Raw genomic sequence first — 23059 nt, 5'->3', positions numbered from 1 at the left:
TCTTTCTGTCGAACGTGGATGGAATCGGTGCTGATTATTACCCGTGCGGTTTCAGTTGGATCTTGACCGCGCCTTCCTGCTTTTTCTGAAAGATCTCGTAGGCGTGTGGCGCCTGATCGAGCGGCAGCTGATGAGTGGAAAAGGTGTCGACGCCGAGTGGGTCGTCATCAGTGAGCAAAGGCATGATGTCGTCTACCCACTTCTTGACGTTCGCCTGACCCATCCTGAGCTGAATCTGCTTGTCGAACATAGTCATCAGCGGCAGTGGATCAACCATGCCGCCGTATACACCGATCAGAGAAATCGTCCCCCCGCGCCGAACGATGTCGATGGCCGAATAGACCGCACCGAGTCGATCGATTCCTGCGTTACGCATCGCAGGCGCGGCAAGAGCATCGGGAAGGAGTCCGACGAACTGCTGCGCGAGCTTTCCGATCGGAGACCCGTGAGCTTCCATTCCGACAGCATCGATCACCGAATCGGTTCCACGGCCGTTCGTCGCATCTCTGACTGCGTCACCGATCTTGCTGCCGTAGTCGTCGAGATTGAGGGTTTCGATCCCGCGTTCGGCAAGGCGTGCAAGGCGTTCGGGTACACGGTCCACGCCGATTACTCGAAATCCCTTGTGGTGAGCGATGCGGGCCGCCATGTCACCGATCGGTCCGAGACCGAGGATGGTCACGGACCCACCCGGCGGGATGTCGGCGTATTCAACCGACTGCCAGGCTGTGGGAAGCACGTCGGAGAGGTAGACGAATCGCGAATCCGCGGGACCTTCGGGAACTTTGATGTGTGTGAAATGTGCTTGCGGTACTCGAAGGTACTCGGCCTGCCCGCCTGGCACCGAGCCGTACAGCTCGGAGAAGCCGAACAACGCTGCGCCCGTTCCCTGATCGCGGACCTGAGTCGTCTCGCACTGTGTGTAGAGGCTCGAATCACACATGAAACAGTTGCCACACGAGATCTGGAACGGGATCACGACGCGGTCGCCTATCTCGAGATTCGTGACTTCCGAGCCGACTTCTTCGACGATGCCCATCGGTTCATGACCGAGAATGTCGCCGGCATTCATGAACGCACCCAGAGTCTCGTACAGGTGCAGATCGGATCCGCAGATATTCGTCGTGGTGACCTTGATGATCGCGTCACTGGGTTCGACGATCTTCGGGTCCGGAACCGTATCGACGCTTACTTTTCGTTTGCCTTGCCAAGTCACTGCGCGCACTGGGATCGACCTCTCATCGCGGAAATGCTGTTCGCAGTCACCTGCCCGAAAGCGCTGAAATGCAAACAAAACCGGTGAGGGTTGCGGGAAGTGCTGAGAGCGTTAGATTGAGAGGGAGGCGGGCCGAGGCTCCTGAAAGGCCGCACGCCGTATGACTGACAGGACCAAATGACGGGGATGACCGCATGACCGAGAAAGACAACAACGACCAGTCGCCCAAGGGTGGGCACCCAGGGCCCGTGGACAAGGGCGGCGACGGCGGAATGGCAACTCGAGAACAGGCGCCTGAACTGGTCGAGGAGAACTCCGAGAAGAAGTCTGACGACAAGTAGTTTCCTTTTACTCCGCGTTGGGTAACAACGGGGATAGGCCGCATCGGACCGTCCCGGAATCAATGCGGGCGAGGTTCCTCGAGGTTGAGCAGCCAGCCACGGGAACCGCCTTAAGCATCTCCCAGTTCGTGGTTCAGCCGGGTGAGAAGTTCAACCCTGTAACAGCAAGTGATCGAACCGGGTCCGCAGAAGTGTCGGGACCCGGAAATCGTCCAGCGTGCGAACTATCAACTGCTCGGCAACATCCCTGAGTTTCACGTTGGTCTCCTGCGAACGCCATACGAGGATGTCGAAAGCTCGATCGGCAGAGATTCCGTAGATCACCATGAGCATGCCTTTGGCTTGCTCGATCACCCCGCGAGAAGCAGTGATTTCGTTGACCAGCACGTCGACAGATGCTTTCACCGTGCTGTCCAGGGTTTCGGTGACGTCGATGTAGAAGCCTGAGCTGCCGACCACAGCACCCGACTCGTCCACGACGCTGTCGCCGACGACGATTACCGAGTGAGTGTCCCCTGCGGTGTCGATGATGCGGTGGCGGCTGCTGAACGGGCCGCCTGAAGTGCGGATGGCATGCAGTGTTTGGGCAACGTGTCTTCGGTCGTCGGGATGCTTGTGCGCGAGCATCAATTCCGTCGTCGGAGCCACTTGGTCGGGTTCGTATCCGTGAATCCGTGCGACTTCGTCCGACCACTCCCACCGGTCGCCGTTGCGGTGATAAAGAAAGCCGCCCACCCGGTGTGGAGCCCCCGATCCCGACGTTCGCCCCAACCCGTCCTCGTTCACCACACACGCCCCCTCGTTCTCGACCTCGTCCCAACCGGCGTACTCGCCAGTTAGTTATATCGGACAAATCCGGCGGAGGTGGTGTCGGTCCCATATTTCGGAGCACCGTCTGGATCGTTACCGCATGGGTCGGGGAAACCGGCGCTCAGAGTACGTGGCGACGGTCCCACTTCAGTCGCGGCTGAAGCAGTGTTGCCGCTGTGTCCATTCGGTGATCGCCGCCGCGATGGCCGCAGGCTGATCCTCGGGGGCGAGATGTCCTGCGGGACCGCACTGTTTCACCTCGAGGTTTGCGATATTCGATCGGCTCCACGCGACTTCGTCAGGTCCGATCATGAGAAGTTCGGCGGGGCCGCTGAAGGTGAGAAGGAGTTTGGGTACCTCGCTGCTTTCTGCGAGCCAATCGCTGTACGCCGCCACTCGTGCATTCACGTCGCCTGGACTTCCTTCGACGGGGAAGGACCGTGGCCACTCGAGAAGGGGCCGGCGACTCTCCGGCGAGGGGTAAGGGGCGCGATAGGTTTCAGCATCGGTTTCGGACAGTTCTCCGAGAACTGTTCTGTGAAGCGCAATTTCGAGGAAGAAGTTTTCGTCGAGTACCTTGGTCTCGCCGATACCGGGAGCTCTCAGGGCCTCGACCCGCGCTCGTGCGTCTCCCGGGAAGTGCTCGTCCCAGGTCATCGGACGCAGGATCGTTTCGAAGAAGGCAACACCTCGAACGCGTTCGGGATGGCGGGCAGCCCAGTCCAGTGCAAGTGCCCCGCCCCAGTCGTGTCCGACGAGTACGACGTCGTCGAGATCCATCTGGTCGAACCATGCGTCGAGGTAGCGGGCGGTGTCGAGAAAACCGTAGTCGATTGGCGGTTTGCCCGACGCGCCCATTCCGATGAGGTCAGGGGCAAGCGCTTGGCCGAGATTTCCTATCTGCGGGAGGATGTTTCGCCACAGGTAGGAGGATGTGGGGTTCCCGTGGATAAGTACGAAGGGTATTCCGTCTCCGCACGAGCGGTAGGCCACAGACGAGTCGAGCACGGGAATTGTGGGCATTGCGACTCCTCGAATAGTTTCCATGTACCCTAATTGAGATAGTAGCCATGTATTCTATTTGAATGCAAGATCGAGAATTATGGACGACGGGGTCGCTGGTGTGGCACCTTGGCTTGCGCTGGCGGGCGGGGGTTGACCGAGCGATCGCCCACCTCGGGTTGACCCACGCCCAGTATTCGGTGCTCGCGTCTCTCCATGGTCTGGTGAGTGCGGGGGAGAGGCCTAGTCAGCGAGAACTCGCCGCGCACACGGGGTTGCAGCGAATCTACATATCCAAGCTCGTGCGAGCGTTGGAGAAGAGCGGGTTTGTTGTCAGCGAACGAGACAGTCGCGATGCGAGAGCCGTTTGCCTCGATCTCAGTGACGAGGGGAAACGAGTCATAGAACTCGCTAAAGACATTGTCCGCCAATTGGATGCAAAGAATACGGAAGTGCTGACGAAAACCGGTGGGCGGGAACTGGCCGAGCTCCACCGCGCCCTCGGTGCGTTACTCGACGCCACCGAAGCCGGCGATGAATGAAGTCCGACCTACTTACTTGGCGCTACGTTCGGCGGCGACGGCAGCAGGTTCGGGTGAGCCGGCCGGCTGTGGCCTGAGGCTGTCGGCACCGATGTTGTAGACGTCACTCGTCGTGGTGAGGGAGTTGGACGTGGTGGACGAGGGAAGCCCGGCGCGCCAGTTGACGATTGGATTCAGAACGCCGAACGGGCCACATCCGGAAGCTGTCGGGACGGCGAAGGGCTGTCCGGTGTGTCCGGTGTTTCGAACGACGGCAGTATCCGGGAAACCTGGAACCTCTTCGAGGACGCCGTATTCGGTCACATCCAAGTTGAGTTGAACGGGGTTGCTGTCCGAGCCCAGGTAGCATTTGCCGCCGAGGAGAGGGTTCGCGATCTTCAATTTGACGGGTAGCTTCACGCCAAGCTGAAATGCATCCACGGTGGGGAGTGCAGACGTCGACTCGACGGTGGCCGAGGCCTTGTTCAGTCCGAAGAGATTGTTGAATGGTAGGTCGATTCCGAGTGCGCCCCCGGGGATGTCGATAGGTTCGGCGTAGATCCCCCGACTGTTGTCGTTCGGTGGGATGAAGACTTGGTCGAATCCGAATTCAGCCTCTGGATTCTCGCGGTAGGCAACTCCGCCTGCGATGCGCATCGCTCCGGCGGGAATGCCGACGGAAAGCTTGCCGATCTTCATGTTTCCGCCGGTAACCGTGACGTCCATACAGGTGCTGGTCTCGGGATTGTCGATCGGACATGAATCCCAACCTCCGAAGGGGATCTCCGCTGCCGGGGCGGCTCCTGCAATACCTGCTGACAAGCTTCCCACCGCTGTGACGGTGGCGAACACAGTTGCGGTGGCGAGTGCGCCGAAAAGCCCACGCGACGTCGAACGTCGGGACATGTATTTCTCCTTTGGTTGCAACCGACCAGTCGGGATTGTGATGATGAGTGACGGTAGTCACGTGTGACTTGGATGTACAGACAATTTGAAACAATTCCGACAAAAGTATTACTGCGATCGCCTTCGCTACTACTTGTGGCTGTGAGGATTGAAATTTGTTGCAGTGCTCTGTGTCTCGTCATTCACCCACGCATCGCTGTGAGGTGCTACGACCCGAAAAGGCGTTCGTCGACGGGAATATCGGACTCCTGTCGAAATCGAGGGGGCAATGTTTTGTCGGAGTCGCCAATGTGGGAAGTCAGGGCGAGTAACTTTGTCGAACAGCGGCTGATCGGTACTCCGGGCAGCTGCCCGAGAGAACGGATCGCCATGACGCTGATGCTGCCGCTCGACTCGATGTTCCTTCTGATGGAGTCGCGGGAGCATCCCATGCACGTCGGTGGACTGTCGCTTTTCGTTCCGCCGGAAGGAGACGACGGCGAATTCGCCAGGTCGCTCTACCGTTCGCTCACCGACGTCGACTCGATTCGCCCCCTCTTCCGCCGCAAGCCGGTGCAGTTCTTGTCGAACTTCGCGCCGGTGCGTTGGACGGAGGACACGGATGTCGATCTCGAGTATCACGTCCGGTTGCTCGCGCTGCCCAAGCCGGGACGAGTCCGCGAATTGCTCGAGCTGACCTCCATGCTCCACGGCACGCTGCTCGATCGGCATCGGCCGCTGTGGGAGGCGTACGTGATCGAAGGTCTCGCCGACGGCCGAGTTGCCGTGTACATGAAGACGCACCATGCACTCATGGATGGTGTGTCTGCTGTTCAGGCGTGGTACCGCAGCCTATCGTCGGACCCGCTCGATCGAGAATCGATGCCTCCGTGGGCGCAGCGACCTTCTTCGGGGCGGGTTCGAACCAGTCGCGGGCTGGACCTGCAGAGGCGGGTGGGCTCCGTGATCGAGACCGTGCAAGATGTGGTCGGGGTGGGCCCTGCGATAGTGAACGCCGCTGCCTCGGCAGTGAAGGACCACGTCGCACCGTTGCCGTTTGCTGCCCCGAAATCGATCTTCAACGTCCCGATCACCGGAGCGAGGCGTGTCGCCGCACAGTCGTGGCCGATCGAGCGCCTGCGCAAGGTCAGTTGCGTTGCAGACGTGACGCTCAACGATGCGGTGTTGGCTATGTGTGCGGGCGCGCTGCGGCGATACCTGATCGAACTGGACGAGTTGCCGGACAAACCGTTGATCGCGATGGTGCCGGTATCACTTCGTAAAGGCGATGAGGGTGAGGCTTCCGGCAATGCTGTTGGTGCGGTGTTGTGTGATCTGGCAACCGAATTGGCGGATCCGGCGGCCAGACTTCAGAGAGTTCACGACTCGATGAGTAGCGCCAAGTCCCTGATGTCGGGCCTGACGCCCCTGCAGATCACGGCGCTCAGTGCATTGAATGTTGCCGGCCTCGGGTTGCCGCTGATCCCTGGTTCATCCCGACTGATCACTGGGCGCCCAGTCTTCAATCTGGTGATTTCCAACGTCCCCGGCCCGACGACGACGCGATACTGGAACGGCGCGAAGCTCGAGAGCTGCTATCCGGCATCGATTCCGTTGGACGGGCAGGCAATGAACATCACCGTCATCGGCTATGCGGACACCATGCAGTTCGGTCTCGTCGGTTGCCGCCGCAATGTCCCGCACCTGCAGCGGCTTCTCGGTCACCTCGAGGAATCACTGAGTGAACTAGAAGCCGCAGCAGGCTGATCAATTCGATTCGGGCATTCAGACGTCACGTCCGTTGACGACCAACTGGTGGACGTCCAGTTCTTTGTCGTCGAGGCCGAAGCTGATGATGCGTTCGGGGTGGATACGGATGATCGGTGCGTCGAGACCATGCGCACCAGCACCCGTAACATCCAAAGCCTCTGCCCGTCCACGGATTTCGACACACCTGACCCGCCATGGATCTACAGATGCGATGTCGTCCACGACAAACGCGACCCGCCCGTTCTCCGCGACATTGTGAAACTTACGGCTGCCCGTCATGTTGTAACCGCTGATGTCGATCGTGGCTGTATCCGGGTTGTAGTGGAATCCGACCGGACTGACTTGCAGCGTTCCATTCCGTTGAACCGTCGCGAGGCGTCCGAGAGTCTGTGTGGCCAGGTAGTCGAGTTCGATTCGGGTGAATGTCATGAAATCACGCTAGAACCTGAACTGCTGTAGAGGTCAAGATCTCCGAACGTGCAACTCATTCCGTCTCGTCAAGGCTCTCTTCTGCTTCGTCGACCCGGCGCTCGGCCTCGCGAAGCTCATCCTCGGACTCTCGAACCGCGACACCGGCAGCCTTCTCTGTGTTCTTGGCGAACTGTCGTTCCTGTTCTGCGTGTTCGAGATCGGCGCGGAGTTCTTCGATGCGGCGGTCGAGGTCGGACAGCTTTGACCTGGCATCCTCGAACTGGGCGGTCTCGGCCTTGACCCGTCGTCGGATTTTCTCGAGGTCTGCCCTGGCTTCCTTCAATTCTGCTTTCGCCTTGGCTTGTTCGGCCTTGCGATCCGGAGCAGTGGATTTGGCCGGAGCGCTGTCTTCGGTGTGGATCGCAGGGGCATCTTGTACGGAATTCTCCTCCACTACAGCAAGTCCCGCCGGCCCGAAACCGCTGTAACTGGCAGCGGTCACAACTCGTCCGAGTCGGACCTGCGCGGCAGTCTCCTCGTCGGACAGGGCGGCATTGAGGGTCTGCGCGACATCACGTAACGCATCCTCACCGGCATTCTTTCCACGCGAAGCCGCGATCTCACCGGATTTGTGGGCGAGACTTCGCACCACCTGCTGCCTCTGTGTCGTCAGCCGTCGCAAGTCCTGACCTGAGAGATGGCGTTGGGCGTCGCGTAGCGATTCGCCAAGCGCGAGAAGTGCATCCAGATCTTCGGATAGATTGCGCGAAATGAGATTGACCAACCATCCCACGGTGGTTGGCTTCCGAAGTTTTCCGATCTCCGCGGCCAGTGTGCGGTCGTTGTCCTCCCGGGCAGCCTTCACATGCTTTGTACGCGCCTCGACGAACTCGCCGGGGTCGAGGCCGTAGAGTTCGTCGGCGACATCATCGAGGGTCACACGTCCATACTGTCATTCGGCGAGTGGTTCGAAGACTGTCTTCCAGTCGTTTTTGATGCTCACCACTGTCCACCCGTTTGCGCGCGAGGCGTCGAGTGCGTGCTCGGCTCCGTCCACGTAGTCGAACTCGCGTTCCGGATCGTCATGGAGCACCAGAAGACGAAGTGCCGGAATGTTCGGGTGTTCGGCGAACTGCAACATAGGTAGGTCACCGTTGCTGTTTCCGGCCGCGATGACAGGTCGTCGGCCGATTCGGTTCCATATCTGTACGGGCTTGGCCGGCCCGTCGTCGACGACATCGGTTTGGGGCTGACGAAGTATCGTGCCGCTGTGACCGTCGTCCTTCCACGTCAATGCCACGCCGCTGCCGATGACGCGATCTCGGGGGATGCCGTAGACCTCCTGACTGATCGGCCGCATGAAATCACGTCCGCCGCCAGAGACTATGTAGTTGGAGAAGCCGTTGGCCGCAAGGTAATCGAGCAACTCCACCATGGGCGAATAGCTGCAGTGCAAATATTTGCGATCGAGAGTGGGATGCGAAGCAGTGCGCAGGTAGGTATCGGCGTGGGTTTCGAATTCGTCGACTGTGACTTCGGCGAATGCCGCCAGGACACCGGCCGCGAGCACCTTCAGTGCGCTGTCGTCGCCGCGATAGTGCTTCGAGATCACATCGTTCAACCAGACGTAATCCTGTTCGAAGGCCGCCTGCCACGGTTGACGGTTGCGAAGAGTCGGATCCTGGTTGGTCATCTCGACGAGGCGGCGCAAGATGAAGTCGAGTTGGATCGGCATCGGCTTCTCACACCACAGAGTTCCGTCGTTGTCGAAGACTGCGATCCGGTCTTCCGGTGCGATTTCGTCCGGACTTCCCTCAGTCGTCGCGCGTTCGACGAATTGCCTGATGGCCTGTTTCGGCGTGCCGTCCTGCCAGCTCGGAAGCGGGTCAGGGTTATCGGAGGTGGAGGCTTCAACGAATTGACTGCTCATGTGGTCCCTGGCTTCCAGTGAGGCGATGACAGACCCAGCACTTTCATACTCGGACCTCCTGCCGAAGATGGCATCGCCCATTTCGGGCGACAGCGCTTCGGTGAGCACAATCGGGGTATGCGATTGACCATGCAGCCGTAGAGGCTGGCATTCAGATCACCTACAAGGAGCCAGGTCATGGCCAACGCATTCAAAGGCGTCGTCAACCTCGATATTCGCGATTCGATTCCCGACTGGAGCCCGTACGAGCAGCCGAAGGCTGCCGCCGGCACGCCTAACATTCTCTACATCGTTCTCGACGACGTCGGATTCGGCGCCTTGGGTTGCTACGGGGGACCGATCGAGACGCCGAACATCGACCGCATCGCGGGCAACGGATTGCGGTACGGGCAGTGGCACACCACAGCGCTGTGCTCACCGACGCGATCGTGTCTGCTCACCGGCCGGAACCACACGACCAACGGAATGGCTTGCATCAGTGAGTGCGCGGTCGGGTTTCCCGGCGGGAACGGTCACATCCCTCCCGAATGTGCCACGCTCGCCGAGGTTCTGGTCGAGCAGGGGTTCAGTACCGCGATGGTCGGGAAATGGCACCTCTGCGCCGAAGACGAGATGAATCTTGCTTCCACGAAACGGAATTGGCCGGTCGGTCGCGGATTCGAGCGGTTCTACGGCTTTCTCGGTGCCGAGACCAATCAGTGGTATCCCGACCTCGTCCACGACAACCACCCCGTCGAACAGCCGTCGACGCCGGAAGAGGGGTATCACTTCAGCGTCGACATCACCGACAGAGCGCTCGAATACATCGGCGACGTGAAGTCGATAGCTCCGGACCGGCCTGTATTTCTCTACTACGCACCCGGGTGCGCACACGCTCCACATCACGCGCCCCGCGAATGGGCCGATCGCTACGCAGGCAGGTTCGACGCAGGGTACGAAGCCATGCGGGATGAGATTCTGGCGAGGCAGAAGGACGTGGGACTTGTCCCGAACGACACGACTCTGCCCTCACTCAACCCGATAGGCACTCCTGACACCCGCACCGGACCTGACGGCGAACCGTTCCCGCCGCTGGATTTCACCCGCCCCTGGGACACCCTGTCCGCTGACGAGCAACGACTGTTCTCACGGATGGCGGAGGTGTACGCGGGCTTCCTCTCGCACTGCGACGATCAGATCGGACGCCTGCTCGAATACCTCGAAGAAATCGAGCAGCTGGACAACACGATCATCGTGGTGGTTTCCGACAACGGTGCCAGTGGTGAGGGCGGACCCGACGGTTCAGTCAACGAGAACAAAATCGCGAACGGGATACCCGACGACCTCGCCGAGAACCTGGCAAAGCTGGACGAGTTGGGCAGCACCGAGACGTACAACCACTATCCCAACGGGTGGGCGATGGCGTTCAACACCCCCTTCAAGATGTGGAAGCGGTACTCGTTCAACGGCGGAACCTGCGACCCCTGCATCATCTCGTGGCCGGAGGGCATCGACGCCCGAGGCGAGATTCGAGATCAGTACCACCATGCCATCGACGTCGTCCCGACTCTGCTCGACTGCGTCGGTGTCGACTTGCCCGACACGGTGAAGGGATACACCCAGCACCCGATCCAAGGCGTGAGCATGCGGTACAGCTTCGACGCAGGCAACATCCCCACCGCCAAGCACACCCAGTTCTATTCGATGCTCGGAGGACGAGGGATTTGGCATGACGGGTGGAAGGCCGTCACCACGCACCCGACTCTGAGCGGGTGGGGTCATTTCTCCGAAGACACCTGGGAGCTCTACCACACGGAGGTGGACCGAGCCGAGCTCCGGAACCTTTCCGGCGAAGAACCCGGCAGGCTCGCCGAGCTCGTGGGGTTGTGGTTCCACGAGGCCGGCGCCAATCAAGCTCTGCCACTGGATGATCGGTCCGGTGTCGAACTCCTCACCACACCTCGCCCCCAGCTGGCTCCGCCGCGCAACCGGTACGTCTACCGTCCAGGGGGAGCCGAGGTACCGGAAGCCGTCGCTGTCAACCTTCGTAATCGTTCATACTCGATCGGGGCAGTTGTCGACTTGGCCGAACCGGGTGCGGCCGGTGTGCTGTTCTCGCATGGCGGCAGGTTCGGTGGTCACTCGCTGTACGTCAAGGACAACCGACTGCATTACGTGTACAACTTCCTCGGCAGTGAACAGCAGAAGATCGATGCCACCGAAGACCTTCCCATCGGCGAAAATGTAATCTTGGCAGCAACTTTCGACAAGGAAGGTGAGGATCCGTCGGGCACTGCGCACGGGGTGCTCGGCCTCTACTACGGCGATCGGAAAGTCGGTGAGGGCAGAATCCGCACTCAGCCAGGCAAGTTCAGCATCGGCGGCGGCGAAGGGCTCAATGCAGGCCGTGACAGCGGGGAGCCTGTGACCGACGACTACCCGGGTACCTCACCATGGGCGTTTACCGGTGGAACGCTCAGCCGGGTGGCGATCGACGTCAGTGGGGAACCGTACGTCGACCTCGAACGCGAAGCAGTGGCGATGCTCTCGCGTGAATGACAGATCCGCGTGCGTCTAATCCGAGCTGGGTGGAAGGTATCTCACGGTGGGTACTCCGCCGGGACCGTCCAGGCGGACTTCGGCATCGACCTGGTAGACCTCGGCTATCAGGTCGGCGGTGAGGACCTCGGTCGGGCTTCCGTGGGCAACGATGGAGCCACGGTTCAGCATCACTATCGAATCGCAGAACATGGCGGCCAGATTCAGATCGTGCAATGCCATGATCGTGGTGGTGGGCAGGCGACGCACGAGCGCGAGCAATTCGAGTTGATGGTTGATGTCCAGGTGATTGGTCGGTTCGTCGAGCAGCAACTCGTGAGGTTCCTGAGCGAGGGCGCGCGCGATCTGCACGCGTTGGCGCTCCCCGCCGGACAGGGTGTGCCACGACCGGTCGAGCATCCCGGAGAGGTTGGTGTGTTCGATCGCCGCGCGGACGGCGTCGCGGTCGGAACCTGAATGCCCGCCCCACAATCCGCGGTGCGGGGTGCGTCCCAATTCGACGACCTCGGCTACCGTCAGGTCGATCTCCGTGTTGCTGTGCTGATCGACGGTGGCAATCCGACGCGCGACATCTCGGCGTTTCCAGTCAGGCAACGGAGTTCGGTCCAGAGTCACCTCCCCGATTGTCGGACGGTTCTGCCCGGCAAGCAGTTTCAGCAGTGTCGATTTTCCCGAACCGTTGGGGCCGAGAAGCCCCACCGTACTTCCGACGGTGGGGGACACGTCGAGGGCGTCGACTATGAGCGCCCCGCCGACCCGCCAGCTGACGCCGGCCGCTTCGAGTGTCATGGCCTGGCCTTTCGTCTCCAGAGGATGACGGCAAACGCAGGCACGCCGACCAACGCGGTTACCACACCGGCCGGGAGTTCCTGCGGCGCAATGGCTGTACGTGCCACAGCGTCGACCCAGACCAGGAAGATCGAGCCGATCAGTGCGGACGCGGGCAGCAGTCGCCGATGGCTCGGACCGACGAGAGCCCGTGCCGCATGCGGGAGGACGAGGCCCACAAAGCCAATGGCGCCTGCGACGCTCACGATCACCGCCGTCATCAAAGCTGTTGCCAACAACAGGGTCACGCGCACTCGCCACACGTTCACCCCCAGCGACGACGCCGCGTCCTCGCCGAAGGCAAAGGCGTCGAGTGCGCGGGAGTGAGTCAGACAGACCACGAGGCCGACGGCGACCACCGCAGCGCAGAGCGCGACGTCGAGCCAGTCGGCGCCGCCGAGTGAGCCCAGGAGCCAGAACATCACGCCGCGAGTCTGCTCGGGATCGGCCGAGGTGATCACGATGAACGAGGTGAGCGCCGAGAACAGCTGGGTCGCGGCGACTCCGGCCAGGATCACCCGATCCGGCGTGCCGCCGGCCGCATGGGCGAGCAGCAACACAAGGGCGAAGGAGATCACCGCGCCGATGAAAGCGCCGCTCGACAAGCCGATCACCCCCGACCCGACTCCGAGGATCACGATCAGTACGGCACCGGTCGAGGCGCCGGACGAGATACCGAGGACAAATGGATCAGCCAGTGGATTGCGAAGCAGAGACTGCATGATCGCCCCGCACAGCCCGAGGCCCGCACCGCAGAGCGCGGCGAGCAGAGTACGTGGCAGACGAAGATCCCACACGATGCCGTCGCGGATAGGGGTGACGTCCGCCGCGGTACCGCCGAGATGGCCGACGACGATCGAGGCCACCTCACCGACCGACAGACCGGCCGGCCCCAACGTGATCGCCACGGCGGCCGACCCGGCCAGCGTGACAACACCGATCACCCACAGCAGGGTGACGGTTGTAGGTTTGTCACGCAGGCGAACTCTTGTCGTCATCTCACGCCGTAGACCACGTAGTCGTCGAACAGTTGCCAGACCGTTCCCGACTCTCGAAAACCTGCTTGCGCGAGCGCCGCCAACTGGAAGTCGACGGCAGTGGGCGCGGTAGCGTCGCGTCCGGCGAATCTGCGCTCACGCTCGTCGGTCAGTGGTCCGATGCCGGGAGTTGCCCGCAGCTCGTCCCACCAGCTGTCCCACTCGGGAGCGCCGGCAGCAAAGGCGGAGCGTTGCGTCTGCTCGTCGTGAGCCTTCGCCCATCGACCGATGACAGGGGAGCGGCTGTCGAAGCGAAAGTGATCACCGTTGAGCAGGACTCCGTCAGGACTCAGCAGTTCGCGGCACTGCCGGTACACCTCGACGAGCTGTTGTGGTTGTAACCAGTGCAGCGCAGTTGTCGACACTATCGCCTGCACCGGCGCAGTCACCGAAGTCGGCCAATCGGTGCTCAGCAGGTCTGCGTCGACCAGCTGCAGTCGGTCTCCGAAACGAGTCGACGACTGGCGGGCGACTTCCAGCAGCATCGGGTCGTAATCGATCCCCACAACGCTCGCGTGCTTGAACTTCTCGAGGATCCGGGCGCTCAGTGAGCCCGGTCCGCAGGCCAGGTCGACAACCGTGAACGGGGTGTGCGCGTACTGCAATTCGAGAACGTCGAGAATCGCGTCGAATCGCTTTTCGCGGTCGGCGATGTATGCCGCCTGCTGGTCGTCCCACTGACGCACCAGTTCACTGATCTCCGCGGACATCTAGACCACACCCAACTGGCGCAGCCCGTCGGAGAGCTGTTCGATGCCACCGACATTGCGGATCGAGGGATCCATCGTCGTTCCCTCGAGGATGATGTAACGCTCGTTCTTCACTGCGGTGAGCTTGCTGGCGACCGGGTCCGATTCGAGGAACGCGATCTTGTCTGCGGCACTGTCGCCGTCTCCGCCGCGGTCGAGATCTGCGAGCACCAGCACGGTCGGGTCTCGATCGAGCACACTCTCCCAACCGATTTCGGGCCAGTACTGTTTGTTGTCGTCGAAGGCGTTCTTCGCGCCCACCGCGTCGGTCATGATTCCCGGTGCACCGCAGCACCCGGCGAAGTACGGAGTCTTCGTGGCTGCATACCACCACGCCAGCGTCACGTTTTCGGCTCCCAGCGACGCCGTGGCGGTGGCCGCGCGATCCTTCAAACTCTCGGTCAGCTCGACACCTTTGTCCTTGACGTCGAACAGTGTTGCCACGTCGCCGATTTCGGCGTACAAGTCGTCGAGTGTGAGGGCCTTGCTCTGCTCGGCATCCTGACCGGTGCACTCGCTGGGCGACTGGTACGTCGCGACCCCGAGGTCGGTGAACTTGGTCCGGTCGGCGATGCCTTCCGAGGTGAACGTGTAATTGAATGTCGTGTAGACCATGTCCGGTTCGCGTTCGAGGACACTCTCGAAGGACGGGAACTCGGTGTCGAAAGCTTGAACCTGACCGCGTGCCTCACGTAACTCGGGGAGTACGTCGTCGTCGCTCATGGCGTAGCCGGCCATCCGGTCCTGCACTCCCAGTGCGAACAGCATTTCGGCCGAAGGCTGATTTACCGCGATCGCCCGTTCGATCGGTCGCTCCACGGTGACGTCTCGGCCACAGTTCTGGACTGTCACGCGCGATTGTTCGGAAGAGTTGGATTGTCGGGCAGCACTGTCGTCGGAGGAGCAGGCAACCAACGACGCGCTCAACAAGGCCGCGACGGTAGCGGCGGGTAGGCGAAGTCTGGACAGACGCATGGAATCTCGTTCTCGCAGGGGCTCGTTCGCGGAGCCCGTTACCGTGTGAACAGGCGCCTGTTGACCCCTGCTGCCAGCCGGTATTCGGACTCGAGATCGCCCCACCCGAGCGCCTTCCCAGATTTTCATCCAGTGGCGTAAGCCCGGGCGGTCACCCTCACCGCTGCGCGTCAGTTCCGGATTCACACCGGATTCCCTGACCCCCTGTGTGGAGGTCCGCTGGCACAGAGGAACTTATCACCGCAGTGCACGGCCGGTCAGGTCGGCCGGTGTACGCGATCAGATCTCGATGGCCAGGTCGTCGATGTCGGTGAGGGTTCCACCGCCGGCGAGGATGCGCTCGTAGTTCTCGCGCCGACGGAGGTCGATTTCGGTGTTGCTGATGCCGCGCTTCCAGTATCCGAATATCGCGACGTCGTCTTTGTCGAGTCCGACGGTCGACCGAAAGTGCCTACGGATTGCGCGCATCTCGTTGCGTTCACCGGCTCCCCACACGACGTAGCTCGCGGGATCGGCGAGCTCGCGTGCTCGTACCGCCAGTGGGCCGTCGGGCTCGGCGAGATCTGCGCTCACGCGGTGAAGCTCCAGGCCGGGGAGGGCGGGCAGTTCGGCGAAAGCGACCTCGTCATCTGTTGTGACCCAGCCGATTCCGACCACGTCGGTAGGTAGCTGCTCGATGATCGAGTACAGCGCAGGTATTGCGGTGCCGTCCAGAAAAAGTGCGATCCGTCGACCGGGAACGTCGGGGACCAAGAAGTGTGGTCGCGGACCGGTGAGACCGAAGGTGTCACCGATGGTCAACGCCGCTGCCCACCTCATCATCGGGCTGGTCTGTCCGTGCAGGACCACGTCGATGACGATCGATCCGGTGGCGGAACCGTAGGAACGCACCGTGTACACACGCGAAGCGTCGTCGAAATTGGGCCCGAGATTCATACGTACGGTGACGTTCGGGCGTGACCAGGTCGGATCGTCGGTCGACTCCGTCAAACGAGCCGTGATCCGCAGCAGGTGGTCGCTCGGTCGCTCCATTGCTTCGACGACGGCGAGAACGTCGTTGAGTCCGCGATTGTGGTCAGCGGTTCGTAGGACGCTCGCCCGGGGAGTTGTTGTGCTCGTGGCGTCTGCATGTGTCATCGACTGTGCTCCTGGATCGGGTTTTCGAGATGCCATCAGGTTAGTGCTGCCTAAGTCGGCACAGTTGTCCAGAAGTGACATCTGATTACCTGAATCAAACCTGCGTCGCGAACAACGCGTTTGAGCGACTTGTACTCGCGCTGCTACGGTGCCTGTGATGTCCATACGCCGCTGCACTCTCGATTCCGGCCGTGCACTGCGCACGGCCCGATTCGGCGTAGCGACATTCCGCCGGGGGCGTAAGGCGATCGACCGCCGCCCCTCTGGTCTTGTCTGGATCGAAAGAGCCTTGGCCGCACCGGCCGGATCCGTCTGACATTCGCCACTTCGGCGAGCATTACCTCGCCGAGATTTCGCAGTGCCACACCTGTTGCAGTGCTGCGTATTTCCCGTACCTGAAGTTTCTCGCGGGTGAGTTGTGAGTGTCGGCGCCGCCGAGCCTGGATTACCAGCCAACTCGTTTTCGTGAAAGGTACACAGCAATGAATCGTTTCGAAGGTCGTCGTATTCTCGTCACCGGCGCAGGATCGGGAATCGGGCAGGCCACCGCGCTGCGGTTGCTCGCCGAAGGTGGCCGCGTGGTCGCTGCCGACATCTCCGAGAAGGGTCTGGCAGACACCCGGAGGTCGGCTGAACATGCCTCGACGGAGGGTCGTCTCGACACCGTCGTCGTCGATATCGGTGACGAGAGTTCCGTCATCACGGTTGTGGGTCAGGCAATTTCGGCTCTCGGGGGATTGGACGTACTGGTCAACGCCGCCGGGATATTGCGAGGCGGGCACACCCACGAGACCTCACTGGACTTGTGGAATCGGGTGATCTCCGTGAACTTGACCGGCACCTTCCTCGTCACTCGTCAGGCACTGCCAGCTCTCCTGGCCACCGGCAACGCAGTGGTGGTGAATTTCAGCTCCACCTCCGCAGCCTTCGCGCACCCGTACATGGCCGCATATGCGGCGAGTAAGGGAGGAATCCAGTCCTTCACTCACGCACTGGCTCTCGAATACGGCAAGCAGGGTCTGCGCGCCGTCGCGGTAGCTCCGGGCAGTGTGAAGAGCGGGATCACCGACACCACGGCGTCGTACCTGCCGGAAGACACCGACTGGTCGCTCTTCGGCAAGCTGTCGCCAATTCTGAGCACTGATCTGGAGTCCGGTGGTGCTCCCATGGCCGGGCCGGAAAGTGTTGCGGGAGTTATCGCGATGCTGGCATCCGACGATGGTGCCTTCATCACCGGCACGGAGATCCGTGTGGACGGCGGCACGCACGCCTGATTCTGTGTCCGTCTGACGGCCTGGCCTGGGGCAGGCCGTCAGACGTGAGCCGTCATTCTCGCGAGCGAGTGATAGCGGGGACGACGTAGGACTGATCGAGTACGGCGGGCGAAGGTTCGTACATTCTCAGGACCGGTCGGAAGTCTCTGCGCGGGCAGGGGAGCCAGTTCGCCTTCGCCGTGGCATCTTTCGGCTCCTCGTGACTGATCGTGATCGTCAACGCACCGTCGGCGTCGTGGACGATGCCGGGAGTGCGGTCGCCGATCGAGTATCGGTCGATGGGGTTCGCCACGAGGAAGAAGTCCGGCACCGAGTACATCGTCAGCGACCAGAAGGCGCTCACCGGCGGAGTGGGGTCGAGTCTGATCGTGTAGGTGCGGTTTCCGTTCAATTGCGTTCCCTGATCGTCGACGTAGGTCATGATGTACGCCGCTTCGTAGGGGTGGTTGCCCCACAGCCCGCCCTTGGCCGCCGCCGCTCGTTCGATGATTCGCAACCTGGGATCGGCGATCTTGAATTGTGGATCGTCGATTGCACCGACCTCGAAGTAGTCGAGGTTGTAGTCGAAGGCGTGGAAAGTCAGCTTCCAACCGTTGGCCTCGGGGCTGGAGCCGTGCGTGAGTGCTTCGTGCAGATTCTTCTCTCCGGCGGTCAACCCGTCTGCGAGCGCCGCAGCGTCGTCGGCAGACAGCGATACATAGGGAGAGGCCCCGTGCTCGGTGACTCCGATCGGTGAGAACGAATCCTGGAGTTCTCGATCGCGCGGGGCCGGCGGAAAGGCCTGCGACCAGATGCGGAGTTTCTCGAGGAAGAGGAGGTCCTGGCTGACCTCGGAGTCGGGGACCGGTAGACCGGCCGGAGCCCCGGCGGAGTCGACGACGGTCAGGGTGGTGGCGTCCTGCAAGGCGTGCACGGCGGGGAGGTCGTCGTCGCCGCCGCACGCCCACCGACCGACGATCGATGCAACGGTCGTGGGAAATCTGATCACTGCAGTCTGGGCGGTCGGGGTTCCGGTCCAGGTGGGTGGGACGAGAAGGAAGTCTCCGCTCGTGGTGCCGGTGGCACGGTGCCCGACGTAAGCGAAATTGTTTGTCCAGGCGTCGACGAACTGGAGGACGTAGTAACGGCCATCGGTATCGGGGACGTGCAGCGCAACGGGGCCGACAGAAAGGTCGATCTGCGCCATGGAATACACGGTGTCGTTGTTGATCGTGACAAAAGTATCTGCCGGGCCGGCGAGTGTGCGGGCGTGACTGAAGGTGTTGAAAGGTGCGGCGGGGTTCGCTCCGACACCGTCGTGAACGTACCGATGGACCTGGTCGAGATTGAAAACGAGGGGAAATCCGTAGATGTACGCCTGAGCTGCAAGCTCGGTGCGACTGGAGTCTGTCATCTCTGCCCTCTCGTAGTTCGTCGGTTCGACGTCCACCTTGCGGGAACCCCGCCGTCGAGGCATCACCCGCCGAGGGTGACGACGGTAGAGGGAGAGGCCATGTCGGATCAGGAAACAGCGGTGCTGACTGCAACTGCAGACGAGTGGAACGTCGCGATGTGCTCGAACGACGCCGAACGGATCGGCGACTTCGTGGCCGACGACTGGGTGATCGTCTCCGAATCCGGGGTATCCCCCAAGGCGGAGTTTCTGGGTTTCGTGGCCTCTGGCGACCTGACTCATTCGGCGATGGATCGCGTCGGGCGCGCTCGCGTGCGTTTCTTCGGTGACGTTGCGCTTTTCACCACGCGGATCACCAATACTGCGCACTACGACGGCAGGCAGTACGACGCCGAGGAGTGGACCACCGACGTGTTCGCCCGGCGAGGCGGTCGTTGGCGCTGCGTGTTGAGCCACATCACGCCGGCCGTCGAGGCCAAGATCGAAGACATCGAACCGTGAGGGATAAGAAAAAGAAAGACCAATGTTTTAACGCCGACATTATTGGGTAGTAATACGAGTTTCGTATTTATGATGTCAATTATGGGATTTCTTGATTGTGAAGTTTTTGTAGTAGCGTCAGTTGAGTAGATCATTTCTATACGCATACCGGATGAGGTTCTCACATGATTGTTCTCGGCATTATTCTGGCGTTGATCGGCTTTTTCACGGGGTTGAGCATTCTGACCACCGTCGGCATCATTCTGGTCGTCGTAGGTGCAGTTTTGTCCATCCTCGGTGCTACCGGGCGTGCAGTGGGCGGACGAAAAGTCTGGTATTGATCGATACTGCGCGAGTAGCTGAGAAGGCGGTACCTGATCTCTTCGGAGATCGAGTACCGCTTTTTCGTTCTCCAATTGATTTTCGGTGTCTCTACCCGAAAGTATCGCTCTGAGCTGCGTCGGGTAAACATGAAGGATGCTTTCTCGAGATCATGCGGAAGAGAAACCTGTGGAGAGATTCAGGTTTCCTCGCAGATGGAATCAAGTTGACGAGTCACGCCGCGGTTTGGTGTTGGCGTGGGTGGCCTTCACACTGACGTTCGGTGGAGCACGTCTGGTGACCTGGTTGATCCAGATCGACACCAGGGACGTCGGCGACATCAGTGCCGGTGGGACGCACCTTCACCATTACCTGTGGGGAATTCTCCTGTTGGCCGGGGTGGCGATCTTCGGCCTCGTAGACCGAAGCCCTCGCGCACGAACATGGATGGGCATCGCGTTGGGCATTGCGCTCGGACTCATCGTCGACGAGGCCGCGTTACTGATCACTCTCGACGACGTCTACTGGCAGAGTGACGGCTGGCCGAGCATCGCCATCGCTGTGTCGATCATCGGAGTTGTGGGAACCGGGCTCGCGCTGACACGAAGTGGAGCGGAGAAGCCTCGAGGTTGATCCGACTACGGCACGGGTACTCACCCTCGAGCCGGGAAGTCGCGCGGATCGTGAGGTGGCTTGGATGGATCCCAATTCCGCGGACACGTCACCCGACCCCGAAAGCGAAGTCCAAGCTCCGGATCCGATGGCGGTGGCCGAACGCGAAGCCGCCGCATTGGCGACGCCCGTCCGGCCGCTGGGTGAACCCGGACCGAGGTTCGATCGTCGTTCACCGTTCTTCATCGGTCTGACCGCCGCTGCCGGAGTTGCCGTGACTTACGCGGTGATCGAAGTGCTGCTTGCGGCGCGAGGCATGCTGATCCTGATCGTGGTGGCCCTGTTTCTCGCGGTGGGCATAGAACCGGTGATCGTCTGGCTGGAGCGGAGAAATTTCCGACGCTGGATCGCGGTCACCGTGGTGCTGTTCGGGATTGCCGTGATGTTGGCGCTGTTTCTCGTTGCTGCGATCACCCCGCTGGTCGAGCAGGGGCGTCAGTTCGCATCGCACGCTCCAGAACTTCTGACGCACATTCGGGACCGGTATCCCATCGTCAGCGACCTCGACGAGAAGTATCACCTCGAGCAGCACCTCACCACGCAACTGGACGGTTCGGGTTCTGCGCTCGCAACGGGTTTGCTCGGTGCCGGGCGGGCGGTGTTCAGCGCAGTCGCCGACGCCGGAATCGTTGCTGTACTGACCACGTACTTCTTGATCGACTATCCACGAATCCGCACGAATCTGTATCGGTTGGTGCCACATACGCGGCGGCCACGAGCAATCGCCATCGGTGATCAGATACTGGCAGGCGTGGGTGGGTACGTCCTCGGCAATGTTCTGATCTCCGTGATCACCGCAGGATGTACCTTCGCATGGTTGTTGATCTTCGACGTGCCGTACCCGTTGATACTGGCGCTGCTGGTCGCCCTGCTCGATCTGATCCCGATAGTCGGTTCCACGATCGCAGGGGTCATCGTCGCCTTGGTCTCCCTGACAGTCTCTGTCCCAACGGCATTGGCGACAGTTGCGTTCTTCATCGCGTTACGCCTGCTCGAGGACTACCTGCTTGTTCCGAAGATCATCGGGAAGACAGTGGCGGTCCCGGCGCTGGTGACCGTTGTCGCGGTTCTGTTGGGCGGAGCGCTGCTCGGTATTGTCGGTGCGTTGCTGGCGATTCCGGTTGCTGCGGCCCTGCTGCTGCTCGCAAGAGAAACGCTCTTCCCCCGCCTCGACGCTTCTTGACCGGCCTCTATCGGGCGCTTCGCGCGCGACGCCGCGAACCGGGATTCGGCTTGGGGCACATCCGAGTCGGGATGGTTTCCCCTTCGTCGGTGATACGGAATACCGATACTTTCTCGCTGCACCCGTGATTCAGATCGACCGCGTATGCGATTGCGGCGCGATCCGAGACGAAATCTTCCATCACCGTTGTACCGTCCGGTAGTTCGATTCTGTAGTTTTCCATGACTTACACAACCTTCTTTCGCTAAGACGATCCTACCCGGCCCGCGAAGTGGCAAACCCGTGGAACATAACGTGCGACAGTCGACTTCGCGGCGCGCCGGTGCAATGTTTCGACAGTTCGCCTGCGGGGTAGTGAGAGTCGGTCAGCCCGCTCAGGCGGTACGAAATCGAACCATGGAGGATCCGCGCAATGAGCGCAGTATCGAAAGCGATGTACAAGCCACTCTCACTGGCGACGAGCGTCCTCGGCGGCATTTTGGCCGGTGCCGTCTTCCAGCAGGTGTGGAAGCGCATCGGTGACGACAAGAATGCGCCCGAGCCGAAAGACTTGAGCAGGTCGAGCAAGGAAGTCCTGATCGCCGCAGCCCTACAGGGGGCCATCTTCGCTGTTGTGCGAGCCGCAGTCGATCGTGCGGGGGCAAAGGGCTACCAGGCGCTGGCTCACGAAGATCCCCGGTAGGAACGTCCGGTTCGGTTCAAGTTCAGTCGACGACGGCCGCGATGGCCTCGATCTCGACCAACTGATCGTCGTAGCCGAGAACGGTCACGCCCATCAGAGTGCTCGGGGCGTCATGATCGCTGAACGCGTCGCGGACTACCTCCCACGCCGAAACGAGGTCTTCTTGACTGCTCGACGCCACCAGAACGCGGGTGCTGATCACATCGGTGATCGACGCGCCGGCGTCCGAGAGAGCTGTTCTCAGGTTGTCGACGGCCTTGGCTGCTTGCCCCGCGTAATCGCCGACGGCGGCAGTAGAGCCGTCCTCGTTCAACGGGCAAGATCCTGCGAGGAAGATCAGTCTGGCTTCGGTGGGAGCCGTTGCTGCATAAGCATATTCAGCGACCGAAGAGAGTGATGTGGAACGGATCAGAGTTACCGACTTCGACATAGTTTCCCCAAGGAATAGTAAAGTTTTGCAGCCAGTCTTTCACAGCGCACCTGGGGTAGCCAATTCGTTATCGGACCCGTCCATCCGGGCTGCGGCTACGAATGCCTGTCAATGAGCCGAGAAGAAGAGCACACAGCACCAGTCGACGAGTGGCTGACGACCAAACAGGTTGCGGCACTGTTCCACGTCGACCGGACGACGGTATCGAGATGGGCGAGGGAGGGCAAAGTCGGAACGCTGAGAACGCTTGGCGGACATCGGAGATACCGACGGTCGGAGATCGAGAAGTTGTTGCGTAACCGCTCGACGACACTCGATCCGACGTGACTCCGGCGTGAAGCAGACAGGTCGCCGAGCACGATGAGGGCTCGGTGACCTGTCTGGTCAGCAGGAACTGATTACGCCTTGGGGACGCGGATGATGAGTGCGTCGCCTTGTCCGCCGCCGCCGCAGAGTGCGGCTGCGCCGATGCCG

27 protein-coding genes and 1 riboswitch are annotated in these 23059 nt (G+C 61.2%); of the genes, 12 read left to right on the top strand and 15 right to left on the bottom strand.

Features of this window, described 5'->3' with window-relative positions; translation table 11 throughout:
* Positions 1-37: 37 nt before the first annotated feature.
* A complete protein-coding gene (locus QM596_RS15845; RefSeq protein ID WP_019747201.1) occupies positions 38-1225 on the bottom strand; it encodes a zinc-dependent alcohol dehydrogenase in 1188 nt (395 codons plus the stop codon).
* A 185-nt stretch (positions 1226-1410) separates the two neighbouring features.
* Between QM596_RS15845 and QM596_RS15840 the strand changes: the two genes are divergently transcribed.
* Positions 1411-1557, top strand: a complete 147-nt coding sequence (locus tag QM596_RS15840) for a hypothetical protein (protein ID WP_211918362.1) — start codon at positions 1411-1413, stop codon at positions 1555-1557.
* A gap of 150 nt (positions 1558-1707) precedes the next feature.
* Here the strand turns inward: QM596_RS15840 and QM596_RS15835 are convergent, their stop codons facing one another.
* Positions 1708-2346 carry a PAS and ANTAR domain-containing protein gene (locus QM596_RS15835; protein WP_019747203.1) on the bottom strand — a complete coding sequence of 213 codons (639 nt, stop codon included), beginning with the start codon at positions 2344-2346 and terminating at the stop codon, positions 1708-1710.
* Between the two features lie 168 nt (positions 2347-2514).
* Positions 2515-3390 carry a haloalkane dehalogenase gene (locus QM596_RS15830; RefSeq protein ID WP_019747204.1) on the bottom strand — a complete coding sequence of 292 codons (876 nt, stop codon included), beginning with the start codon at positions 3388-3390 and terminating at the stop codon, positions 2515-2517.
* 62 nt (positions 3391-3452) lie between these two features.
* Between QM596_RS15830 and QM596_RS15825 the strand changes: the two genes are divergently transcribed.
* Positions 3453-3911, top strand: coding sequence for a MarR family winged helix-turn-helix transcriptional regulator (locus QM596_RS15825; RefSeq protein ID WP_175413858.1), 459 nt, complete (start codon positions 3453-3455; stop codon positions 3909-3911).
* Between the two features lie 12 nt (positions 3912-3923).
* Here the strand turns inward: QM596_RS15825 and QM596_RS15820 are convergent, their stop codons facing one another.
* Positions 3924-4796, bottom strand: coding sequence for a hypothetical protein (locus QM596_RS15820; RefSeq protein ID WP_069147093.1), 873 nt, complete (start codon positions 4794-4796; stop codon positions 3924-3926).
* Between the two features lie 369 nt (positions 4797-5165).
* On the opposite strand from QM596_RS15820, the gene QM596_RS15815 reads away from it, so the two are divergent.
* Positions 5166-6542, top strand: coding sequence for a WS/DGAT/MGAT family O-acyltransferase (locus QM596_RS15815; protein WP_070387167.1), 1377 nt, complete (start codon positions 5166-5168; stop codon positions 6540-6542).
* Between the two features lie 18 nt (positions 6543-6560).
* On the opposite strand, the gene QM596_RS15810 is transcribed toward QM596_RS15815, so the two are convergent.
* From QM596_RS15810 to QM596_RS15800, 3 genes are read right to left on the bottom strand one after another with little or no spacing between them, the layout of a single operon-like run.
* On the bottom strand, positions 6561-6974 hold the full coding sequence (locus QM596_RS15810) for a PPOX class F420-dependent oxidoreductase (protein ID WP_019747211.1): 414 nt from the start codon (positions 6972-6974) through the stop codon (positions 6561-6563).
* Between the two features lie 55 nt (positions 6975-7029).
* Positions 7030-7896: a hypothetical protein gene (locus QM596_RS15805; protein ID WP_283309378.1), complete on the bottom strand. Its 867-nt coding sequence runs from the start codon at positions 7894-7896 to the stop codon at positions 7030-7032.
* A 12-nt stretch (positions 7897-7908) separates the two neighbouring features.
* Positions 7909-8886, bottom strand: coding sequence for an HAD family hydrolase (locus QM596_RS15800; protein ID WP_283309377.1), 978 nt, complete (start codon positions 8884-8886; stop codon positions 7909-7911).
* A gap of 177 nt (positions 8887-9063) precedes the next feature.
* Between QM596_RS15800 and QM596_RS15795 the strand changes: the two genes are divergently transcribed.
* Positions 9064-11424, top strand: coding sequence for an arylsulfatase (locus tag QM596_RS15795; RefSeq protein WP_283309375.1), 2361 nt, complete (start codon positions 9064-9066; stop codon positions 11422-11424).
* Between the two features lie 15 nt (positions 11425-11439).
* On the opposite strand, the gene QM596_RS15790 is transcribed toward QM596_RS15795, so the two are convergent.
* From QM596_RS15790 to QM596_RS15770, 5 genes are all read right to left on the bottom strand, one after another.
* Complete coding sequence (locus QM596_RS15790) at positions 11440-12213, bottom strand: ABC transporter ATP-binding protein (RefSeq protein ID WP_019747215.1); 774 nt, start codon at positions 12211-12213, stop codon at positions 11440-11442.
* Positions 12210-13250, bottom strand: coding sequence for a FecCD family ABC transporter permease (locus tag QM596_RS15785; protein ID WP_283309372.1), 1041 nt, complete (start codon positions 13248-13250; stop codon positions 12210-12212). The genes QM596_RS15790 and QM596_RS15785 overlap by 4 nt, the downstream gene beginning before the upstream one ends.
* On the bottom strand, positions 13247-13999 hold the full coding sequence (locus tag QM596_RS15780) for a class I SAM-dependent methyltransferase (RefSeq protein ID WP_197941669.1): 753 nt from the start codon (positions 13997-13999) through the stop codon (positions 13247-13249). Before QM596_RS15780 ends, QM596_RS15785 begins: the two co-directional genes overlap by 4 nt.
* Positions 14000-15013, bottom strand: a complete 1014-nt coding sequence (locus QM596_RS15775) for an ABC transporter substrate-binding protein (protein WP_283309370.1) — start codon at positions 15011-15013, stop codon at positions 14000-14002. It abuts the gene before it with no gap.
* Positions 15014-15071: 58 nt separating this feature from the next.
* Positions 15072-15252: riboswitch (cobalamin riboswitch) on the bottom strand.
* A 40-nt stretch (positions 15253-15292) separates the two neighbouring features.
* Positions 15293-16150 (bottom strand): siderophore-interacting protein, encoded by an 858-nt coding sequence (locus QM596_RS15770; RefSeq protein WP_283309368.1) that lies wholly within the window; start codon positions 16148-16150, stop codon positions 15293-15295.
* Between the two features lie 157 nt (positions 16151-16307).
* On the opposite strand from QM596_RS15770, the gene QM596_RS15765 reads away from it, so the two are divergent.
* Positions 16308-16466: a hypothetical protein gene (locus QM596_RS15765; RefSeq protein WP_283309366.1), complete on the top strand. Its 159-nt coding sequence runs from the start codon at positions 16308-16310 to the stop codon at positions 16464-16466.
* Positions 16467-16632: 166 nt separating this feature from the next.
* On the top strand, positions 16633-17424 hold the full coding sequence (locus QM596_RS15760; RefSeq protein ID WP_020968659.1) for an SDR family NAD(P)-dependent oxidoreductase: 792 nt from the start codon (positions 16633-16635) through the stop codon (positions 17422-17424).
* A 52-nt stretch (positions 17425-17476) separates the two neighbouring features.
* Here QM596_RS15760 and QM596_RS15755 read toward each other — a convergent pair whose 3' ends face one another.
* Positions 17477-18817, bottom strand: coding sequence for a DUF1254 domain-containing protein (locus QM596_RS15755; RefSeq protein ID WP_283309364.1), 1341 nt, complete (start codon positions 18815-18817; stop codon positions 17477-17479).
* A 99-nt stretch (positions 18818-18916) separates the two neighbouring features.
* Here QM596_RS15755 and QM596_RS15750 point away from each other — a divergent pair, with 99 nt between their 5' ends.
* The 4 genes from QM596_RS15750 to QM596_RS15735 all read left to right on the top strand — a co-directional run bounded on the left by QM596_RS15750 (position 18917) and on the right by QM596_RS15735 (position 21473).
* Positions 18917-19318, top strand: a complete 402-nt coding sequence (locus tag QM596_RS15750) for a nuclear transport factor 2 family protein (RefSeq protein ID WP_283309363.1) — start codon at positions 18917-18919, stop codon at positions 19316-19318.
* Between the two features lie 164 nt (positions 19319-19482).
* The gene (locus tag QM596_RS15745) at positions 19483-19638 is read left to right on the top strand and encodes a DUF6131 family protein (protein ID WP_003945564.1); all 156 of its coding nucleotides are present in this window, start codon (positions 19483-19485) and stop codon (positions 19636-19638) included.
* 136 nt (positions 19639-19774) lie between these two features.
* On the top strand, positions 19775-20251 hold the full coding sequence (locus tag QM596_RS15740) for a hypothetical protein (protein WP_349307322.1): 477 nt from the start codon (positions 19775-19777) through the stop codon (positions 20249-20251).
* Positions 20252-20315: 64 nt separating this feature from the next.
* Entirely contained in the window at positions 20316-21473 is a 1158-nt protein-coding gene (locus QM596_RS15735) for an AI-2E family transporter (RefSeq protein ID WP_283309360.1), read from the top strand.
* Between the two features lie 7 nt (positions 21474-21480).
* Here QM596_RS15735 and QM596_RS15730 read toward each other — a convergent pair whose 3' ends face one another.
* Positions 21481-21696 (bottom strand): hypothetical protein, encoded by a 216-nt coding sequence (locus QM596_RS15730; protein ID WP_095971309.1) that lies wholly within the window; start codon positions 21694-21696, stop codon positions 21481-21483.
* A 189-nt stretch (positions 21697-21885) separates the two neighbouring features.
* Between QM596_RS15730 and QM596_RS15725 the strand changes: the two genes are divergently transcribed.
* Complete coding sequence (locus QM596_RS15725) at positions 21886-22155, top strand: DUF4235 domain-containing protein (RefSeq protein WP_007734706.1); 270 nt, start codon at positions 21886-21888, stop codon at positions 22153-22155.
* A gap of 22 nt (positions 22156-22177) precedes the next feature.
* Here the strand turns inward: QM596_RS15725 and QM596_RS15720 are convergent, their stop codons facing one another.
* Entirely contained in the window at positions 22178-22585 is a 408-nt protein-coding gene (locus QM596_RS15720; protein ID WP_283309359.1) for a RidA family protein, read from the bottom strand.
* 111 nt (positions 22586-22696) lie between these two features.
* Between QM596_RS15720 and QM596_RS15715 the strand changes: the two genes are divergently transcribed.
* A complete protein-coding gene (locus tag QM596_RS15715) occupies positions 22697-22912 on the top strand; it encodes a BldC family transcriptional regulator (protein WP_095971307.1) in 216 nt (71 codons plus the stop codon).
* Positions 22913-23059: the final 147 nt, after the last annotated feature.

This window comes from Rhodococcus sp. IEGM 1406, assembly GCF_030056745.1.
Taxonomy (GTDB): domain Bacteria; phylum Actinomycetota; class Actinomycetes; order Mycobacteriales; family Mycobacteriaceae; genus Rhodococcus_F; species Rhodococcus_F erythropolis.
Note: the sequence above shows the minus strand (reverse complement) of the source record. Positions and strands in the feature narration are given on the sequence as shown.

Bases quoted from the DNA above. Each gene is read 5' to 3' on its own strand.
- QM596_RS15840 (WP_211918362.1), top strand. From the start codon at position 1,411: ATGACCGAGAAAGACAACAACGACCAGTCGCCCAAGGGTGGGCACCCA.
- QM596_RS15830 (WP_019747204.1), bottom strand. From the start codon at position 3,390: ATGCCCACAATTCCCGTGCTCGACTCGTCTGTGGCCTACCGCTCGTGC.
- QM596_RS15825 (WP_175413858.1), top strand. From the start codon at position 3,453: ATGCAAGATCGAGAATTATGGACGACGGGGTCGCTGGTGTGGCACCTT.
- QM596_RS15820 (WP_069147093.1), bottom strand. From the start codon at position 4,796: ATGTCCCGACGTTCGACGTCGCGTGGGCTTTTCGGCGCACTCGCCACC.
- QM596_RS15815 (WP_070387167.1), top strand. From the start codon at position 5,166: ATGACGCTGATGCTGCCGCTCGACTCGATGTTCCTTCTGATGGAGTCG.
- QM596_RS15810 (WP_019747211.1), bottom strand. From the start codon at position 6,974: ATGACATTCACCCGAATCGAACTCGACTACCTGGCCACACAGACTCTC.
- QM596_RS15800 (WP_283309377.1), bottom strand. From the start codon at position 8,886: ATGAGCAGTCAATTCGTTGAAGCCTCCACCTCCGATAACCCTGACCCG.
- QM596_RS15795 (WP_283309375.1), top strand. From the start codon at position 9,064: ATGGCCAACGCATTCAAAGGCGTCGTCAACCTCGATATTCGCGATTCG.
- QM596_RS15790 (WP_019747215.1), bottom strand. From the start codon at position 12,213: ATGACACTCGAAGCGGCCGGCGTCAGCTGGCGGGTCGGCGGGGCGCTC.
- QM596_RS15785 (WP_283309372.1), bottom strand. From the start codon at position 13,250: ATGACGACAAGAGTTCGCCTGCGTGACAAACCTACAACCGTCACCCTG.
- QM596_RS15780 (WP_197941669.1), bottom strand. From the start codon at position 13,999: ATGTCCGCGGAGATCAGTGAACTGGTGCGTCAGTGGGACGACCAGCAG.
- QM596_RS15775 (WP_283309370.1), bottom strand. From the start codon at position 15,013: ATGCGTCTGTCCAGACTTCGCCTACCCGCCGCTACCGTCGCGGCCTTG.
- QM596_RS15770 (WP_283309368.1), bottom strand. From the start codon at position 16,150: ATGACACATGCAGACGCCACGAGCACAACAACTCCCCGGGCGAGCGTC.
- QM596_RS15765 (WP_283309366.1), top strand. From the start codon at position 16,308: ATGTCCATACGCCGCTGCACTCTCGATTCCGGCCGTGCACTGCGCACG.
- QM596_RS15760 (WP_020968659.1), top strand. From the start codon at position 16,633: ATGAATCGTTTCGAAGGTCGTCGTATTCTCGTCACCGGCGCAGGATCG.
- QM596_RS15755 (WP_283309364.1), bottom strand. From the start codon at position 18,817: ATGACAGACTCCAGTCGCACCGAGCTTGCAGCTCAGGCGTACATCTAC.
- QM596_RS15750 (WP_283309363.1), top strand. From the start codon at position 18,917: ATGTCGGATCAGGAAACAGCGGTGCTGACTGCAACTGCAGACGAGTGG.
- QM596_RS15745 (WP_003945564.1), top strand. From the start codon at position 19,483: ATGATTGTTCTCGGCATTATTCTGGCGTTGATCGGCTTTTTCACGGGG.
- QM596_RS15740 (WP_349307322.1), top strand. From the start codon at position 19,775: ATGCTTTCTCGAGATCATGCGGAAGAGAAACCTGTGGAGAGATTCAGG.
- QM596_RS15735 (WP_283309360.1), top strand. From the start codon at position 20,316: ATGGATCCCAATTCCGCGGACACGTCACCCGACCCCGAAAGCGAAGTC.
- QM596_RS15730 (WP_095971309.1), bottom strand. From the start codon at position 21,696: ATGGAAAACTACAGAATCGAACTACCGGACGGTACAACGGTGATGGAA.
- QM596_RS15725 (WP_007734706.1), top strand. From the start codon at position 21,886: ATGAGCGCAGTATCGAAAGCGATGTACAAGCCACTCTCACTGGCGACG.
- QM596_RS15720 (WP_283309359.1), bottom strand. From the start codon at position 22,585: ATGTCGAAGTCGGTAACTCTGATCCGTTCCACATCACTCTCTTCGGTC.
- QM596_RS15715 (WP_095971307.1), top strand. From the start codon at position 22,697: ATGAGCCGAGAAGAAGAGCACACAGCACCAGTCGACGAGTGGCTGACG.